Origin of the sequence: Seonamhaeicola sp. S2-3 (assembly GCF_001971785.1) — a bacterium.
In the GTDB taxonomy this organism is placed as follows: domain Bacteria; phylum Bacteroidota; class Bacteroidia; order Flavobacteriales; family Flavobacteriaceae; genus Seonamhaeicola.
This window is the reverse complement of sequence record NZ_CP019389.1, coordinates 1,200,511-1,217,649: the sequence shown is the minus strand read 5'-3', so window position 1 is coordinate 1,217,649 and position 17,139 is coordinate 1,200,511. Positions and strand designations below refer to the sequence as shown.

The window sequence follows — 17,139 nt, the reverse complement described above, 5'->3', positions numbered from 1 at the left end:
CCTTTGCTCATATATAAATTGAACCGTAAAAATAATAAAGGAAAGACAAAGACCCTAAACGCATTGAAGTTTTATTGATTTATAGAGTTTGTAAGGCTGTAATTATGAAAAATTAAACATTTTTTAAATATCATTCCATTTTTATTGGTTGTTTTTATTAGCCCTACATTAATAGGTAGACTAAATAAGTATGATAAATATCATATTCTATAAAAATACACTGCAATAACTTTGTTAGCTTTAAGTAATAAGTAACAAATTAACTTCACAACATGAAACACGCACACACATTTCATATACCTGTAATGGGTATAGGATTTACTATAGATACCCCTTTAAAAGTAGCTCAATATGGAATGAGTTCTGCCATTTCATTGGTTGATGATATTTTGTTGGAGAAGATTAGAAAAATGTACTGCGAAAAATTTGAAGTTCCTTATAAAGAAATTACAAATAAAGTACATGATTTTAGAGCAAAACGTATTACCTCTTACCTCAATTTAATAAATGATTTAGTAGATAAAAAATTTGAAACTATTAAATATGATAACATCAAATCATATATTAATATGCTGCCTAACGGAGCTAATTTACGTGTTGAGTTTAAAAAGCTAACCGAGAATGGTGTAAGTATAAAAGCCATTAAACAATGGGCTTCTAAAAAATTAATTAAAGGCAGTATTGATGTAAACATCATGACTAAAGTTGATAAGGATAATTATTTACAAAATGAAAAACTGCCAACAGAGTTTAATGATGCACATGCAGCTTTAAGAGGCTTTGCTAATAGTAAATTAAAATCGTCTGTAATCTTATCGGCAGGAATGAACCCTCGGTTATATGCTTATATGAGTAGGTTTGAAGATTTTTATCCAGATAAAAACGGAGACTTTAAAAAGAAAATTACTTTAAAAGTAAGTGATTATCGGTCGGCATTAATTCAAGGGAAGTTTTTGGCAAAAAAAGGCTTGTGGGTATCAGAATACAGAATTGAATCTGGTTTAAATTGTGGGGGGCATGCATTTGCAACAGATGGGTATTTACTAGGACCTGTTTTAAATGAATTCAAACAAAAAAGAGAAGACTTAAAGCAAACCATTGAAACCATTTATAAACAAGAATTAATAAATTTAGGGCACCCTGTACCTGTAGCACCTTTAAGTTTTGAAGTGTCTGCACAAGGAGGTGTTGGCACCCAAGAAGAACATGATTTTTTAATTAAAGAATACAACCTAGAATCTGTAGGTTGGGGCACTCCTTTTTTGTTGGTTCCAGAAGCTACTACAGTTGATAACGATACATTAAATAAATTAGTGAAAGCTAAAGAAGAAGATTTGTATTTAAGCAACATTTCGCCTTTAGGCATTCCTTTTCATAACCTTAAAAACAACACTAAAGATTTAGAAAAAGAAAGACATATTAGTAAAAATAGACCCGGAAGTTCATGCCCCAAAAAGTTTGTAGCATTAAATAAAGAATTTAAAGAAGAAGGTATTTGTACAGCATCAAGAGAATATCAACATTTAAAAATAAAACAACTAGAAAGCGAAAATTTATCTGCTGAAGCTTTTAAAATAAGGTATAATCAAATTACTGAAAAATCTTGTACTTGTGTAGGTTTGGGAACTTCAGCATTGTTAGCATATAATTTAGATACAAAAACAGAGGGAACAGGCGTTTCTGTTTGTCCTGGTCCAAATATGGCTTACTACTCAAAAATAATGAGTCTTAAAAATATAACAGACCACATTTATGGTAGAGATAATATGCTATCTACCCCCAATAGACCTAATATTTTTATTAAAGAGTTGCATATTTATTTAGAGTACTTAAAAAATAAATTAGATGAAACCAAAGCTACTTTTACCAAAAAAGAAGAAAAGTATTTGGTAACATTCAGTAAAAACTTAAAAGAAGGAATTCATTATTATAAAAACATGTTTAAAGAGTTAAAAAATTCTTTTAATGATATTAAAGAACATGTTCTATTAGAGTTTGATAAAAGTGAAAAAACACTAGATTTAATTAATTTAGAAATTCAAAATTTGCGATATAAAGAATCATTTTCTGCTTAAGTTTTAAAGATTCTTTTAAAACACTAATTATTTTTTAATCAGTAGCTTCTTTTTCATTAAAACAGATTTCAATAGATTTTTTATTATGATATTTGCATAGTAATATATAATTTACATTGAATTAAATTTCATGTAATTATTTAGGTTAGTAAAAATGGATTTAGTAAAAGAGATAAACCAGTTAAGAAAAGAAAAAAATGCTGTTATTTTAGCACATTACTATCAAGAAGGTGCTATACAAGATATTGCTGATTATGTAGGTGATAGTTTAGGATTGTCTCAAAAAGCAGCAGAAACAGAAGCAGACATTATTGTGTTTGCAGGCGTGCACTTTATGGCAGAAACAGCCAAAATATTAAACCCTTCAAAAAAGGTTGTATTACCAGATTTAAAAGCCGGATGCTCATTGGCAGATTCATGTCCTCCAGCAGCTTTTAAAGAGTTTACAGCACAACACCCAGATCATATTGTAATTACTTATGTAAACTGTTCTGCAGAAATTAAAGCATTAAGTGATATTGTTTGTACTTCATCAAACGCACTAAAAATAGTAAACTCAGTACCTAAAGATACACCTATCATTTTTGCTCCCGATAAAAATTTAGGGCGCTATATAATGAAAGAAACAGGAAGAGATATGTTGCTTTGGGATGGTAGCTGCGTGGTACACGAAGCCTTCTCTATGGAAAAATTAATTGAGCTTCACCAAAAACACCCAGACTATAAAATTATTGCTCATCCAGAATCTGAAGAGCATATTCTAAATACTGCTACATATATTGGTTCTACTTCTGGAATGATAAATTATGTAAAAGATCATCAAGACGAAAAATTTATTGTTGCTACAGAAGCAGGTATTTTGCATAAAATGCAATTAGAAATGCCTAATACAGAATTAATCCCAGCACCCGCTGTAGAAGATAATACTTGTGCTTGCAGTGAGTGTCATTTTATGAAAATGAATACCATGCAAAAGTTGTACGATTGTTTGTTAAACGAAACACCCGCAATTGATGTGCCAGAACCATTAAGAACTCGTGCATTATTACCAATTGAACGTATGTTAGAACTTTCTAAATAAACCATGTTAGAAACACATTACTTAGTTATAGGCTCAGGAGTTGCAGGATTAACATTTGCGGTAAAAATTGCCGAAAAATTTCCTAATCATAAAGTTGTTATTGTAACTAAAGGTAGCGAAGACGAATCTAACACTAAATATGCTCAAGGTGGGGTTGCTGTAGTGTTAAATAAAGAAGAAGATTCTTTTAAAAAACATATTAAAGACACCCTTATTGCAGGCGATGGATTATGTAAAGAATCTGTTGTTGAAATGGTGGTGAAAGAAGGTCCGCAACGTTTAAAAGAACTTATGGAGTGGGGCGCTAATTTTGATGAAGATAGCACAGGTAATCTTGATTTAGGTAGAGAAGGCGGCCACTCAGAATATAGAATAGTTCATCATAAAGACCTTACAGGGGCAGAGGTTGAACGTACTTTGTTAAAAAGAGTGCACCAATTACCTAATATTACATTACTCTCGCATCATTTTGCTATAGATTTAGTAACAAATCACCATATTAAAAATAATGAAGATGCTAAATTGTCTTGTTACGGTGCCTATGTATTAAACCAAAAAAACGGAAACATTATCACAATAAAGGCTAATGCTACATTATTAGCTTCGGGTGGTATAGGTTGTGTTTATGGGCATACTACAAATCCTGTGGTTGCCACTGGCGATGGAGTAGCTATGGCTTATAGGGCTAAAGCTAGAATAAAAGACATGGAGTTTGTTCAATTTCATCCTACAGCATTGTATCAAGAAAATGGCGAATCTGCTTTTTTAATTTCAGAAGCTGTTAGAGGTTTTGGTGCTTATTTAAGAAACAGCAAAGGCTATCGGTTTATGCCCGATTATGATGAACGAGCCGAATTAGCATCAAGAGATATAGTTTCTCAAAGTATTGATACCGAACTGAAAAAATCGGGTGATAATCATGTGTATTTAGATTGTACACATTTGGATATAGAAGGCTTTAAAAAGCATTTCCCAACCATTTATGATAAATGCTTGTCACTTCATATAAATGTTGAAACAGATTGGATTCCTGTAGTGCCGGCGTCTCATTATTTATGCGGTGGTATAAAGGTTAATAAAAAAGGTAAAACTACTGTAGAAAACCTTTTTGCCTGTGGCGAATGTTCTAGAACAGGACTGCATGGTGCCAATAGATTAGCATCAAATTCGTTATTAGAGGCGTTGGTTTATGCACACAATATTTTTAAATATCTCAGTAAAAATGAATATAAAAGTAAAGATGTTGTTATTCCAGAATGGAATGATGAAGGTACTGTAATACCAGAAGAGCATGTGTTAATTAAACACAACCTTAAACGTTTACAAGCTTTAATGAGAGACTATGTAGGTATTGTACGTAGCAACAAACGTTTAAAACGTGCTATAAAACATTTAGATTTAATTTATGCTGAGGTTGAAGATTTATACCGTGAGTCTAAAATTACGGCTTCACTTTGTGAATTAAGAAACATGATTAATGTGGCACATCTTATAATTACCCAATCATTAGAACGAAAAGAAAATAAAGGAGGTTATTTTAATAAAGATAATGTAAAAAAAATAAAGAGACTCTAATTTGGAGTCTCTTTTAAATTACCTATATATTTTAAGGGCAAAAAAAGGTTATTTACTTAGCATTAATAATTCATTACAGAGTATTTCGGTAACGTATCTTTTTTCGCCTGTTTTAGTTTCATAACTTCTATTGGTTAATTTACCTTCAACAGCAATTTCTTTTCCTTTTGTAATATAGTTTTCAACAACATTTACTAAGCCTCCTTTAACAATTACATTGTGCCAGTAAGCACGCTCTACTTTGTTGCCGTTTTTATCTTTGTAACTATCATCTGTGGCAAGTGTAAATTTTGCCATCTTGTTACCATCTTGAAAGTTAATAATTTCTGGGTCTTGACCTAATCTTCCAATCAACTGTACTTTGTTTCTAAGTGCGTTCATAATTTTAAATTTTTAATGTTAAACAGTTAATACTATCGAGTTCTTATGTTTCGACACTGCAAATATGAATCAGCTTTCAAAAATTATTCGATTATTACTTATTTAAAATCGTTTGTAAATGTTTGTAGTCGTTTGTAAACGGATAATACTTTTTGTATATTGGCATCTATGGAAAAACAATGTTTAGAATGTGGCGAAAAAATTGTAGGCAGAATTGATAAAAAGTTTTGTAGTGATGGCTGTAGAAATGCTTACAATAACCGCGTAAACAAAGACAGTAAAAACTTAATACGCAACACTAATAATAGGCTTAGAAAAAACTACAGAATTTTAGAAGCCCTTAATCCAAACGGAAAAACAAAACTATCAAGAGCTAAACTTATTGAGCGGGGATTTGATTTTAATTACTTCACTAGTATTTACACCACCAAAGTTGGTACCGTGTATTATTTTGTATATGACCAAGGCTACTTACCTTTAGAAAATGATTATTATGCTTTGGTTAAAAGAGAAAGCTAAGTGTAACTAAATTATTTTTATTATTACTAATAACGGCATCTTATTTTTATGATTTTAGCCATCAATTTTCAAGATATTATGTTTCCTGTTTTAATGGTTTTAGCAATAATAACCGTTGGCTTTTTAAGCTATTATTTAGGCAGAAAGCAAACCATACTCAGGAAGTTTTCAAAGTTTAATTTAAGAAGCATAAATCAATTTAAAAACAATGAATTAACTAAAATTACGGGTAAAGTATTACATGTTCATGAACCTTTTGTTGCTCCATTTAGCAAGCGTAAATGCGTTATTTATTATATTAAAATAGAACAAAAAAAGAGTTCTGGTAAAAACTCATATTGGAAAACTTTGGTTGAAGAAGAAAATGTTCAGGATTTCTTTATTAAAGAAAATGATGAACTAGCTATAATAAAACCTATAAAAAAGCCTAAAAATTATTTTAATTATTTAGTTGAAGACAAAAGCATTTCCTCTGGATTTTTAAACAACCCAACGCCAGAATTTAAAAAAGTACTAAACCGTTATAATATTGAAAGTGAAACCTTTTTAGGTTTCAATAAAACGTTACGGTATTCTGAAAGAATTTTAGAAGTTGGTGAAATGGTAACTATTGGTGGTATTGCAAAATGGAAGTCTATAAAAGAGCCAATAGAAGGGTATAGCTACTCTAGAATTGCAACTCTAGAAAGTAGCAAAACACAAAAACTTATTATTACAGATTTGCCAGAAGCAAAAACACAAAAAAGACAAAGAATATAATTTTACTTCCAGGTTTGCCCTTTTAATGCCATGGCTGCTTTTAATACATCTTTTTGGCTTATTTGTCCCACCAATTTACCATTCTCTACTATAGGAAACCTTCTGTGTTTTGCTTCTAAGAATTTTTTAGCAGCATCAAAAATATTCATGTTTCCATCAATAGTATCTACATTACGAGCCATGAATTTCTCAATGGTTTTGTCTTGCATTGGCATATTATAATAGCGGCTTTCACTAATTTGTTTTATACAGTCTCCTTCAGAAATAATTCCAACTAATTCATGTTTGTCATTTACAACAGGTCCACCAGATATTCTATTTTTAATTAAGGTTTGCATAACACTTTCAATAGTTTGTTCTGGGGTAAAGGTTATCAAATCTCTAGTCATGTAATCACTCACCTTTAAAGGTGTATTTTCGGTTGCATTTGTTTGTTGCCTTCTGGCACCCTGAAAACTTTTTATTGCCATAATTTATTAGTTTAGATATTACTAAATATAAATATTTTTTTTGAGTTTTCCTAAAAGCTCATGTTATTAAACATTTTGGGTTTGTACTTATTTTTGGCATTGTTTGTGTTTTTAAATAAAAAATTTAAGCCTATAATTAAATAAAAGCCATTCTTTTAAGAGTTTCAATGTTAATTTTTTTTAGATTTAGGTCCATTAAAATTTTTGTGATACAATGAAGCAGAAACAATTTAGCCGAAGTTTCAAAAATGTTTAAATAGAAATTACATTAATCAATTAGTTAAATACAATAAAGCGATGAAAAAATTATTAGGATTAATTTTATTAATGAGTAGTTTTATGGTTAACGCTCAAAGCAACTCAGAATTAATTTCTCATTATGAAGCTTATTATGAGCAAATGATAAAACAAGGAGATGTTCAAGGAATAATCAATGCCATGACGCATTTAAATGTACTGTCTCCGTCTCAAGCAAGAAAAGATACACTGGCTTACATTTATATGGATCAAGGTATGAATAGGCAAGCCCTTAACACTATTGGTATTGAAAAAAATCCAAACGATTCTGATATAGCAATTCAAGTAAAGGCGTTGTCTTTAAAAGCTCTTAAAAGACCACAACTTGCTATTCCTTTTTTTGAAGAAATGTTTAAAAGAGATCCTAATCCTTTGGTGGCCTATGAACTAGCAGAGTTAAACATACAGCTAAGAAAAACAGCCGAAGCAGAAAAGCATATTATTTATGGTTTAGCAAACTCTAAAGATGATATGAAAAAAGCGTTTTTTGAAACCCAAACACCTTATGAAGTGCCTTTAAAATCTGCTTTTATGTACTTAAATGCTCTTAATGTTTACAATAAAGACACAAAAGCAAATATTGATGCTGCAGTTGATATTTTAGATGCTGCTTTAAAAGAATCACCTAATTTCAATATGATTCAAATTACTAAAAATGAATTGTTAAGACAAAAACAGGTGTTGCAAGCACAAGAATCTCAATCTAAAAATTAAGATAAGTAAAGCTAAAGAAAGCTATCTAAAAAGTATTAAACCTGTCATTCTGAATTTATTTCAGAATCTCAAATTAGTACAGGTTAACAAAAATACTTTTTAGATAGCTTTGTTTTTATAAAAAGATAAAGAGTTTAAGGTTTTTGAATATTTAAATTATCAAACTCTACCTTTTTGTTCATTTGGAGGTTAAGATTTGAGAAAGCTACTAATAAATCTTTTACTGTGCTTAAAAGTTCATCTTTTGTAGTAGTAGATAAATTTGATAAACTTTCTAGCTTTAAAAATTGTGTTTCAAAAGCACTTATTCTGGCTTCTATTGAAGGAGATTTTATAGCCTCTGGAATGTTTTTTCTTAAATCAGAGAGAGTAGTTTTTATGGTTTCTCGGTTATCATGAAAAAATCCTAAATCGGCTTTTTTAATCTCAAAAATCACTCCTTCAAGTTGGCTGTATTCTACCCAATTAGCAATAATAGTTTCAGTTTTTTCATCTAGAAGAAAATCAACATAGTCAATTTCCGAAATTTCTTTTTCTGTAAGCTCTTTGTTTTCATTTTCTGCATTATCATTAGTATCATTTCCCTGATTTTGTTTACAAGAAAAAACTACAACAAACAAACAAAGGGTGTATAAAAATAATCTACTCATAGACTGGTATTTTATAGTATAACGCAAATATATAGGAATAGTTTATTTTTTAAGTTAATTCGTTTAAAATCTAATTAATTGTATATTTGAAAACACCCTAAATCTAACATCAAATATTAAAAAAATTATGCTCGAAAATTTTTGGTTTAACGTAGAATATGGTATTAATCATGTGCTAGATATTAATGGTTATGACCATGTTTTATTTTTAATGGTTTTAACCGTTCCGTATATGTTTAAAAATTGGAAACGTGTTTTGTTATTGGTAACAACTTTCACAATAGGTCATACCTTATCATTAGTGTTGGCGGCATATAGTATAATACGTGTTAATGGCGAAATAGTAGAATTTTTAATACCTGTTACCATTTTAATTGTGGCACTTTTTAATGTGTTTACCGCAGGTAAAAGTGCACAAAAAGAAAAAATAGGTGTATTGTTTATATCTACTTTATTTTTTGGTTTAATACACGGTTTAGGTTTTGCGCGTGAGTTTCATATATTAGCAGGAGATTCTGATAACAAATTTCTTCTACTATTAGAGTTTGCTTTAGGTATTGAGTTGGCACAAATTATAATTGTATTTGTGGTACTCTTTTTAGGTTATATTGGGCAAACAATTTTTAGGTTTTCAAAAAGAGACTGGGTTATGGTAATATCAGCTATAGTAGTTGGTTTGGTAATTCCTATGATTTTAAACAGTGATTTTTTAGCCTAAAATTCAATAATTCCTAACTTTATAAAACTTTTAACTAACAAGCATTGTAATTAAAATACTAACCAAGTATCTTCGTTATACTATTTAGTTTGTGAAATTAATATGTTTGTTAAAGTTATTTTACAACTCACATCATCAACTATCAAAAATAAATGCCAAAAGAAAAGCAATTAAAGTACGATAAAGCCTATTTAAGAATGGCTAAAGAATGGGGAAAGTTATCGTATTGTAAGCGTAAACAAGTTGGTGCCATTATTGTAAAGGATAGAATGATAATTTCTGATGGCTACAACGGTACACCAACAGGATTTGAAAATTTTTGCGAAGACGATGAAGGTTACACTAAATGGTATGTATTACATGCCGAAGCTAATGCTATTTTAAAGGTAGCATCATCAACACAAACCTGTAAAGGTGCCACATTATACATTACATTATCGCCATGTAAAGAGTGTAGTAAATTAATTCATCAAGCAGGAATTGTTCGGGTAGTTTACAATACAGCATATAAAGATGATTCTGGTTTAAAATTTTTAGAAAAAGCAGGAGTAGAATTAACATTAATAGAAGATTTATCAGAATAAATGTCTAGTCAAAAAAAATATTTACCATTAGCCTTAGGTATTGCCATTGCAATAGGGATTTTTATTGGTGGTAAGTTAAATTTTAGTGACACTCCAGACCGATTATTCACCAAAAACAGCAAAAAAGATAAACTAAATAGGTTAATAGATTATATTGAGTATGATTACGTTGAAGATGTAAACACCGATAGCATTGTAGATGTTACAGTTAATGGTATTTTAGAAAATCTAGACCCCCACTCTGTATATATTCCTAAGGAAGATATGGAACGCGTAGCCGAAAACATGAAAGGAGATTTTGTGGGTATAGGCGTAAGTTTTTACACTTACAGAGATACAATTACCGTTATTAGAGCTATTGAAGGTGGTCCTAGCGATAAAGCAGGTATAAAAGGAGGTGATAGAATTTTAATGGCAAATGGCGATTCCCTGTACGGAAAAAATATTAAAGATACAGACATTGTAAAACGATTAAAAGGACCAATAAACACCAAAGTAGATTTAAAAGTATTTAGAAAAGGAGAACCAAAACTTTTAGATTTCACAGTTAAAAGAGGTGTGGTTCCTATTAAAAGCGTAGATGCAGCTTATATGCTAACCAATAAATTAGGTTATATAAAAGTAAATCGTTTTGCAGAATCTACTTATAGAGAATTTAAAAAAGGACTTGATAAACTTATAGATTTAGGAGCTACAGAAATTGCATTAGATTTACGTGGTAACCCCGGTGGGTTTTTAGGAATTGCAGAACAAATAGTTGATGAGTTTTTAGAAAACAAAAAATTAATTCTTTTTACCAAAAACAAACGCGGGGATATTGAAGAAAGTTTTGCTACAAAAAAAGGCGACTTTGAAAATGGTAAAGTTTATGTGCTTATTGATGAAAACTCAGCTTCTGCAAGTGAGATTGTAGCAGGCGCACTTCAAGATAACGATAAAGGTATTATTGTAGGGCGTCGCTCGTACGGTAAAGGCTTGGTGCAACGTGAAATGGATTTAGGTGATGGAAGCGCTGTTAGGCTAACAGTATCTAGGTATTACACGCCTACAGGTAGGTCTATTCAAAGACCTTATAACAATGGGCGTAAAGATTATTTTGAAGAATACTTTGATAGGTTAGATAGTGGTGAATTGTTAGACCCAACTAAAATTGAAGTAGCCGATTCTTTAAAGTTTACAACGCCAAAAGGAAAAGTGGTATATGGCGGTGGCGGCATTATTCCAGATGTGTTTGTGCCTATTGATAATGGCTTGCATAACGAAACCCTAAAATTTATTGAAGAATATCAATTCTTTGATAATTTTATTTTTAGACAATTAGATAAAGATCGTCATGTTTATGATGATATCTCAAGAAATGATTTTATTGAAAATTTTGAAATTGATGACGAAATGGTTATTCAATTTCAAGATTATGTAAATACACAAACCCGATCAAAAATTACTTTTGTGGCTTATCACAACGAAGTAAAACAGTATTTAAAAGCAACACTTGCCGACCAACTTTTTGGTAATGGTGCTTTTGAAGAAGTTTTCAATCAAGCAGATATTATGATTGATGAAGTGATTAAATTAAGTGAAGGAGAATAATTTTTTTGATGCTAAACGTGTTTCAGTATCTCCCATACTCTATTTATTCAATCTTATCATGTACCTTAGTATGTTTTCCGTCATTCCAAAGTGTTAAAATATCGGTTGCTACCTGTGCGCCACTTCCAGAGGCTATTGCAAATTGACTACGCCAACCCGCAAGTGTGCCAGCTACATACAGGTTTTTTTCAATTATATGGTCTGTGTTTTTTAACCAAATGCGTTCTTTTTCAGCGGCAGCTCTTGGGTGAGGTTCAATATACTCTTCTAAACCTTTAATGTTAATTAGATTTGTATAACCAACAGCTACTACAACTATTTTAGATTGGTGTTTGTTTTTATTGGTTTCTATATTAAAACCATCAGCATTTTTAGAAATAGATAATACTTTTTCGTTATCTATTTGTTCTACATGCGGATACAAATTGGTAAGTTGTTGTTTTCCGTTTTCAAGAATAGATGCACCAGTAGTACCAGGAGTTAATCCTAAAACATTATTAAATAAAGCTGTTTGTAAATGTGAGCTTTTTTGGTGTACAATAATACCAATGCGTTTACTTTTAGCAAAGGTTTTGTTTTTTGCAGAGCCTAACACTAAAGCGCAAGATAAGCCCGCAGCACCACCGCCAACAATTAAAACATCAAACATATTATTTTCTTTCTTTTACTTTTTGTTCTATACGTTTAGATATTCTTAGAATAACCATTAAAATAATGGCGCATAAGGCAGCTAAAATAGTTATTAAAGCAACCATACTGTCTCCTTCAAAAGGAGCTTTAAAGTCTATTTTTGTAGCGTTAAAAATTGCCATAGCAATAGCTAAAACAATAATAATAGCAGAAGTAATCCTCATAATTAGTTGAATAAAATTTTAATGTTTTCAGCAAAAAGCTTTACGGCAATAGCTAATAGTACAACACCAAAAATCTTTCTAATTATACTAATACCATTTTGCCCTAAAAAACGCTCAATTGATTTTGATGTCTTTAAAACTATAAAGATAAGAATCACATTTAAAATTATGGCTATAATAATATTTTCAACTCTAAATTCAGCTCTTAAAGAAAGCAACGTGGTTAAACTCCCTGGTCCCGCAATTAGCGGAAATGCTAACGGAAAAATAGAGGCTGTCATAACATTGTTTTCTTCTTCTTTATAAAGCGTTATGCCAAGAATCATTTCTAAAGCAATAAAAAATAGTATAAAGGCACCAGCAATTGCAAAAGAGTGTACATCTATACCAATGAGGTTTAAAATACTTTTACCTAAAAATAAGAATAGAATCATGATACCTCCAGCTATTAAAGAAGCTTTTTCACTCTGAATGTGTCCTGCTTTTTTGCGTAAATCTATAATAATAGGAATGTTACCAATAATATCTATAACAGCAAATAATACCATAAATGCTGTAAATATTTCTTTTAATATTAGTTCCATGTTATTTTTTTTAAATTTTGCGCAAAGGTCGGTATTTAATACTATACTTTAATGTTAAATTAAATGTAAAGTTTCTCTATTTTTGTCGCATGTTTCAGTTAGGAAAAACAATCGTTTCAGAAGATATTTTAAAAAAAGATTTTGTGTGTAATTTATCGGCATGCAAAGGAGCTTGTTGTATAGATGGTGATGCCGGAGCACCGCTTGATAAAGATGAAACACAAATTCTAGAAGATATTTATCCCAAGGTAAAACCTTTTTTAAGAAAAGAAGGAATAGATGCAATTGAGCGTCAAGGTACTTATATTACTACAGAAGATGGCGAATTAGAAACGCCACTAATAAATAATGCAGATTGTGCTTACGTTATTTTTGATGAAAATGATGTGGCACTTTGCGGTATTGAAGAAGCCTATAACCAAGGTGAGATTTCTTGGAAAAAACCAGTTTCTTGTCATTTATATCCCATAAGAGTAGCCGATTATTCTGAATTTTCAGCAGTAAATTATCATAAATGGCAAATTTGTGATGATGCTTGTGAACTGGGTGAAGAATTAGGTGTGCCTATTTATAAATTTGTTAAAGAAGCGCTCATAAGAAAATTTGGAGAAGATTGGTATGAAGCGTTAGAAAAAGTTGCTAAATCTTTTTAACAAACACAAGAAAACATTTTCACAAACTTTAAAATCTCTTTGTTTTATAGGGGTTGTAGGTTAAATTTATATTATTTTTTTGTAAACTTTTTATTTTTCAAAAAAAGTTAAATAATTGAAAAACAGTATGTTAAGTGTTTTTTCTTGTAAACTTTCTAGTATTCAAGGTTTTATTTTTTTGTTAAAAACTTGTTGAAAAGGTTTTTTAAGGCACTAAAAAACATATTAATCATTTTACAATCTTTGTGATACTCAATTCTGAGTAAAAAACACATTTTTTTAGCTTGTTAATCAACTTGTTAAAAATGTACTTGGTAATTGCCATATACATTTAACCATAAATAAATTTTGTTGAAATTTTATTTGTAAGATAATATTTTCAATAAGATAATTAAAATACATCAAATATTAGGGTGTATTTTCAGGATTATCCTGTTAGATTTTGTTCATCAATACTTAACCAAAACCAATACATGGAAATAACACATATCATTAAACGGGACTACGAAACAACCCCTTTCGTCTTAGACAAAATCACAAACGCCATTGAAAAGGCTATGCTTTCTGTGAACCATGGAACAAGACAAGATGCTAAAGAAATCTCAGACAGAGTATTTGAATCGCTTTTAGCAAGAAAAGCTGTTGATGCAAGGTATATTCCTACCGTAGAACAAGTACAAGATATTGTAGAAGATAAGCTAATGGATAGTGCCTTTCATGATGCTGCAAAAGCATACATTCTTTACAGAGATGAGCAAGCACGAAAAAGACAGTCTAATATTTTTGAAAAACGTATTAATTTAAAACCTTATGAATATCCAGATTTGTATGAATATGTAAATGCTATTAGGCATTCATACTGGATTCATACAGAATTTAACTTTACAAGCGATATTCAAGATTTTAAAGCGCAATTAACACCTTTAGAAAAATCGGCTATTAAAAACACCATGTTGGCTATTTCTCAAATAGAAGTAGCAGTAAAAACATTTTGGGGAGACATTTATCAAAAAATGCCTAAACCAGAAATAGGGTCGGTTGGAGCTACATTTGCTGAAAGCGAAGTACGCCATCATGATGCTTACTCTCATTTATTAGAGATTTTAGGTTTAAATGCAGAGTTTAAAGCCTTAAAAAAGAAGCCAGTAATTATGCGTCGTGTTCACTATTTAGAAACGGCTCTTAAAAATTCTAAAAGTGAAAATATACAAGAATACGCAGAGTCTATTTTGTTGTTTTCTTTGTTTATAGAGCACGTATCATTATTCTCTCAGTTCTTAATAATAATGGCTTTTAATAAGCATAAAAATATGCTAAAAGGTATATCAAATGTTGTAGAAGCTACCTCTAAAGAAGAACAAATTCATGGCGATTTTGGTATAGACGTTATTAAAATAATTAAAAAGGAAAATCCAAATTGGTTTGGAGATAACTATAACGAGAAAATTCAAACTGTTTGTAAAGAAGCCTTTAAAGCCGAAAGCGATATTATTGACTGGATATTTGAAGAAGGCGAATTAGATTTCTTACCCAAAAACGTGATAAATGAATTTATTAAAAACAGATTTAATAACTCATTAGAAAGCATAGGCATTGATAAAATTTTTGATATCAATGAAGAATTATTAGCACAAACCGAGTGGTTTGATGATGAAATTATAGGCACCAAACACGGTGATTTCTTTGTAAAACGATCCATTAACTATAGCAAAAGAACAAAAAGTATAACTAGTGACGACCTTTTTTAAAATATGAAAATTAAAACAAACCTACAAGACAACACAACAGAGCAACAATCTAACTACGAAAAATTAATTGATGCTAGAAAAGAACAAATTAAAAATTTAAAAAATTCTGAAGAAACTGAAGGATTTGAATGGTTAACCGAAAATAGCCGAAAATTTTTAGCATCAGGATACTTAACCGAAGGCGCCACTCCAGAAGGGAGAATTCGTGAAATAGCAGAAAGAGCAGAACAAATTTTAAAAATTGATGGGTATGCAGACAAGTTTTACCATTACATGTCTGAAGGCTTTTTCTCTTTAGCTTCTCCAGTATGGAGTAATTTTGGAAAAAAGAGAGGCTTACCAATTAGTTGTTTTGGCTCTAACATTTCTGATGATATGGGTAATATTCTTTATACCCAATCAGAAGTTGGTATGATGTCTAAGTTAGGAGGAGGAACATCGGGGTATTTTGGAAATTTAAGACACCGCGGTGCACCAGTAAAAAATAACGGGTCATCATCAGGTGCTGTACATATCATGCAGCTTTTTGAAAAAATGGTAGATGTTGTTAGTCAAGGGTCTGTAAGAAGAGGTAGGTTTTCACCATATTTACCAGTAGAACATCCAGATATTAATGAGTTTTTAGAAATAGGTACCGAAGGTAATTCTATTCAAGAGCTAACACACGGTGTTTCTGTTACCGATAAGTGGATGCAAGAAATGATAGATGGCGATGTTGAAAAACGTTCTATTTGGGCTAAAGTTATTCAACGTAGAGGTGAAATAGGATATCCTTATATTTTCTTTAAAGATCATGCCAATAACCAAGCTCCAGAAGTATATAAAGAAAATAACCATAAAATTGTGGCTAGTAATTTGTGTACAGAAATTATGCTGCCATCAAACGAAAAATGGTCGTTTGTTTGTGTATTATCGTCTGTAAATTTATTACACTATGATAAATGGAAAGACACAGACGCTGTTGAAACTATGGTTTACTTTTTAGATGCCGTAATTACAGAATTTGTTGAAAAACTTGAGGTTTATAGAGACTCTGATGATTTAGATGACAGACAAACATTTATGTTTATGGAGCGTGCCTATAATTTTGCAAAAGCAAATAGAGCCTTAGGTTTAGGAGCATTAGGATGGCACTCTTTACTGCAATCTAAAATGTTACCATTTGAGAGTGCCGAAGCTTTTAATTTAAATAGCGAAATTTTTAAATTAATAAAAGAAAAATCATATAAAGCATCTAAAGAATTAGCTGAATTGTACGGAGAGCCAGAAGTAATGAAAGGTTATGGCAGACGCAATGCTACTTTAAACGCCATTGCGCCAACAACATCATCGGCATTTATTTTAGGGCAAGTGTCTCAAGGTATTGAACCTATTTGGTCTAATATTTACGTAAAAGATATAGCTAAGATTAAAACCACAATTAAGAATCCGTATTTAGAGAATTTGCTTGAAGAAAAAGGGCAAAATACAACCGAAGTTTGGAGAAGTATTAGAGATCATGACGGTTCTGTGCAACATTTAGAGTTTTTAACAGAACACGAGCGCGATGTGTTTAAAACCTACTCTGAAATTGATCAATTGAATATTGTTTATCAAGCTGCAAACAGACAAAATCATATAGATCAAGGACAATCTGTAAACATTATTGTGCACCCAGATATGCCTGTTAAAGACATAAATAAAATTTATGTTACAGCATGGAAATTAGGATTAAAGTCTTTATACTATCAACACAGTATGAATGCGGCTCAAAAATTTAAGCAGAAAAAAGAATGTACTAGCTGCGAAGGCTAAAAGAGAAATTAATTTTCTTTAAGAGGGTATTCCCTCCTCACGGGGGGAACCCAAATTTAAACAAAAAAGCATCCTAAATCAGGATGCTTTTTT

General features: G+C 30.8%; 18 protein-coding genes. 12 read left to right on the top strand and 6 right to left on the bottom strand.

From position 1 onward, the window contains the following. Positions 1-272: 272 nt before the first annotated feature. From BWZ22_RS05750 to nadB, 3 genes are all read left to right on the top strand, one after another. Positions 273-2,075 carry a hypothetical protein gene (locus tag BWZ22_RS05750; protein ID WP_076698597.1) on the top strand — a complete coding sequence of 601 codons (1,803 nt, stop codon included), beginning with the start codon at positions 273-275 and terminating at the stop codon, positions 2,073-2,075. 154 nt (positions 2,076-2,229) lie between these two features. Beyond that, positions 2,230-3,156, top strand: coding sequence for a quinolinate synthase NadA (gene nadA / locus BWZ22_RS05745; protein WP_076698595.1), 927 nt, complete (start codon positions 2,230-2,232; stop codon positions 3,154-3,156). 3 nt (positions 3,157-3,159) lie between these two features. Continuing rightward, on the top strand, positions 3,160-4,731 hold the full coding sequence (gene nadB, locus BWZ22_RS05740) for an L-aspartate oxidase (RefSeq protein WP_076698594.1): 1,572 nt from the start codon (positions 3,160-3,162) through the stop codon (positions 4,729-4,731). 48 nt (positions 4,732-4,779) lie between these two features. Here the strand turns inward: nadB and BWZ22_RS05735 are convergent, their stop codons facing one another. Next, positions 4,780-5,112: a single-stranded DNA-binding protein gene (locus BWZ22_RS05735; RefSeq protein ID WP_076698592.1), complete on the bottom strand. Its 333-nt coding sequence runs from the start codon at positions 5,110-5,112 to the stop codon at positions 4,780-4,782. A 168-nt stretch (positions 5,113-5,280) separates the two neighbouring features. On the opposite strand from BWZ22_RS05735, the gene BWZ22_RS05730 reads away from it, so the two are divergent. Both BWZ22_RS05730 and BWZ22_RS05725 read left to right on the top strand, forming a co-directional pair. Next, positions 5,281-5,631: a hypothetical protein gene (locus BWZ22_RS05730; protein ID WP_076698591.1), complete on the top strand. Its 351-nt coding sequence runs from the start codon at positions 5,281-5,283 to the stop codon at positions 5,629-5,631. 48 nt (positions 5,632-5,679) lie between these two features. Beyond that, the gene (locus BWZ22_RS05725) at positions 5,680-6,390 is read left to right on the top strand and encodes a hypothetical protein (protein ID WP_076698589.1); all 711 of its coding nucleotides are present in this window, start codon (positions 5,680-5,682) and stop codon (positions 6,388-6,390) included. A gap of 2 nt (positions 6,391-6,392) precedes the next feature. Here the strand turns inward: BWZ22_RS05725 and BWZ22_RS05720 are convergent, their stop codons facing one another. Beyond that, the gene (locus tag BWZ22_RS05720) at positions 6,393-6,860 is read right to left on the bottom strand and encodes a CBS domain-containing protein (protein WP_076698588.1); all 468 of its coding nucleotides are present in this window, start codon (positions 6,858-6,860) and stop codon (positions 6,393-6,395) included. Positions 6,861-7,157: 297 nt separating this feature from the next. Between BWZ22_RS05720 and BWZ22_RS05715 the strand changes: the two genes are divergently transcribed. Next, on the top strand, positions 7,158-7,871 hold the full coding sequence (locus BWZ22_RS05715; RefSeq protein ID WP_076698587.1) for a M48 family metallopeptidase: 714 nt from the start codon (positions 7,158-7,160) through the stop codon (positions 7,869-7,871). A gap of 134 nt (positions 7,872-8,005) precedes the next feature. Here the strand turns inward: BWZ22_RS05715 and BWZ22_RS05710 are convergent, their stop codons facing one another. Beyond that, on the bottom strand, positions 8,006-8,521 hold the full coding sequence (locus BWZ22_RS05710; protein ID WP_076698585.1) for a hypothetical protein: 516 nt from the start codon (positions 8,519-8,521) through the stop codon (positions 8,006-8,008). 127 nt (positions 8,522-8,648) lie between these two features. Here BWZ22_RS05710 and BWZ22_RS05705 point away from each other — a divergent pair, with 127 nt between their 5' ends. The 3 genes from BWZ22_RS05705 (at position 8,649) to BWZ22_RS05695 (ending at position 11,413) form a co-directional block, all read left to right on the top strand. Next, positions 8,649-9,239, top strand: coding sequence for a HupE/UreJ family protein (locus tag BWZ22_RS05705; protein WP_076698584.1), 591 nt, complete (start codon positions 8,649-8,651; stop codon positions 9,237-9,239). Between the two features lie 152 nt (positions 9,240-9,391). Then, on the top strand, positions 9,392-9,823 hold the full coding sequence (locus BWZ22_RS05700) for a dCMP deaminase family protein (protein ID WP_076698582.1): 432 nt from the start codon (positions 9,392-9,394) through the stop codon (positions 9,821-9,823). After that, a complete protein-coding gene (locus BWZ22_RS05695) occupies positions 9,824-11,413 on the top strand; it encodes a S41 family peptidase (RefSeq protein ID WP_076698581.1) in 1,590 nt (529 codons plus the stop codon). A 43-nt stretch (positions 11,414-11,456) separates the two neighbouring features. On the opposite strand, the gene BWZ22_RS05690 is transcribed toward BWZ22_RS05695, so the two are convergent. From BWZ22_RS05690 to BWZ22_RS05680, 3 genes are read right to left on the bottom strand one after another with little or no spacing between them, the layout of a single operon-like run. Next, positions 11,457-12,062 carry an NAD(P)/FAD-dependent oxidoreductase gene (locus tag BWZ22_RS05690; RefSeq protein WP_076698579.1) on the bottom strand — a complete coding sequence of 202 codons (606 nt, stop codon included), beginning with the start codon at positions 12,060-12,062 and terminating at the stop codon, positions 11,457-11,459. Position 12,063: 1 nt separating this feature from the next. After that, positions 12,064-12,267 carry a hypothetical protein gene (locus BWZ22_RS05685; protein WP_076698578.1) on the bottom strand — a complete coding sequence of 68 codons (204 nt, stop codon included), beginning with the start codon at positions 12,265-12,267 and terminating at the stop codon, positions 12,064-12,066. A gap of 2 nt (positions 12,268-12,269) precedes the next feature. After that, entirely contained in the window at positions 12,270-12,851 is a 582-nt protein-coding gene (locus BWZ22_RS05680) for a MarC family protein (RefSeq protein WP_076698576.1), read from the bottom strand. 89 nt (positions 12,852-12,940) lie between these two features. On the opposite strand from BWZ22_RS05680, the gene BWZ22_RS05675 reads away from it, so the two are divergent. The 3 genes from BWZ22_RS05675 (at position 12,941) to BWZ22_RS05665 (ending at position 17,046) form a co-directional block, all read left to right on the top strand. Further along, complete coding sequence (locus BWZ22_RS05675) at positions 12,941-13,504, top strand: DUF3109 family protein (RefSeq protein ID WP_076698575.1); 564 nt, start codon at positions 12,941-12,943, stop codon at positions 13,502-13,504. A 473-nt stretch (positions 13,505-13,977) separates the two neighbouring features. Further along, a complete protein-coding gene (locus BWZ22_RS05670) occupies positions 13,978-15,252 on the top strand; it encodes a ribonucleotide-diphosphate reductase subunit beta (RefSeq protein WP_076698574.1) in 1,275 nt (424 codons plus the stop codon). A gap of 3 nt (positions 15,253-15,255) precedes the next feature. Continuing rightward, positions 15,256-17,046, top strand: a complete 1,791-nt coding sequence (locus tag BWZ22_RS05665; RefSeq protein ID WP_076698573.1) for a ribonucleoside-diphosphate reductase subunit alpha — start codon at positions 15,256-15,258, stop codon at positions 17,044-17,046. Positions 17,047-17,139: the final 93 nt, after the last annotated feature.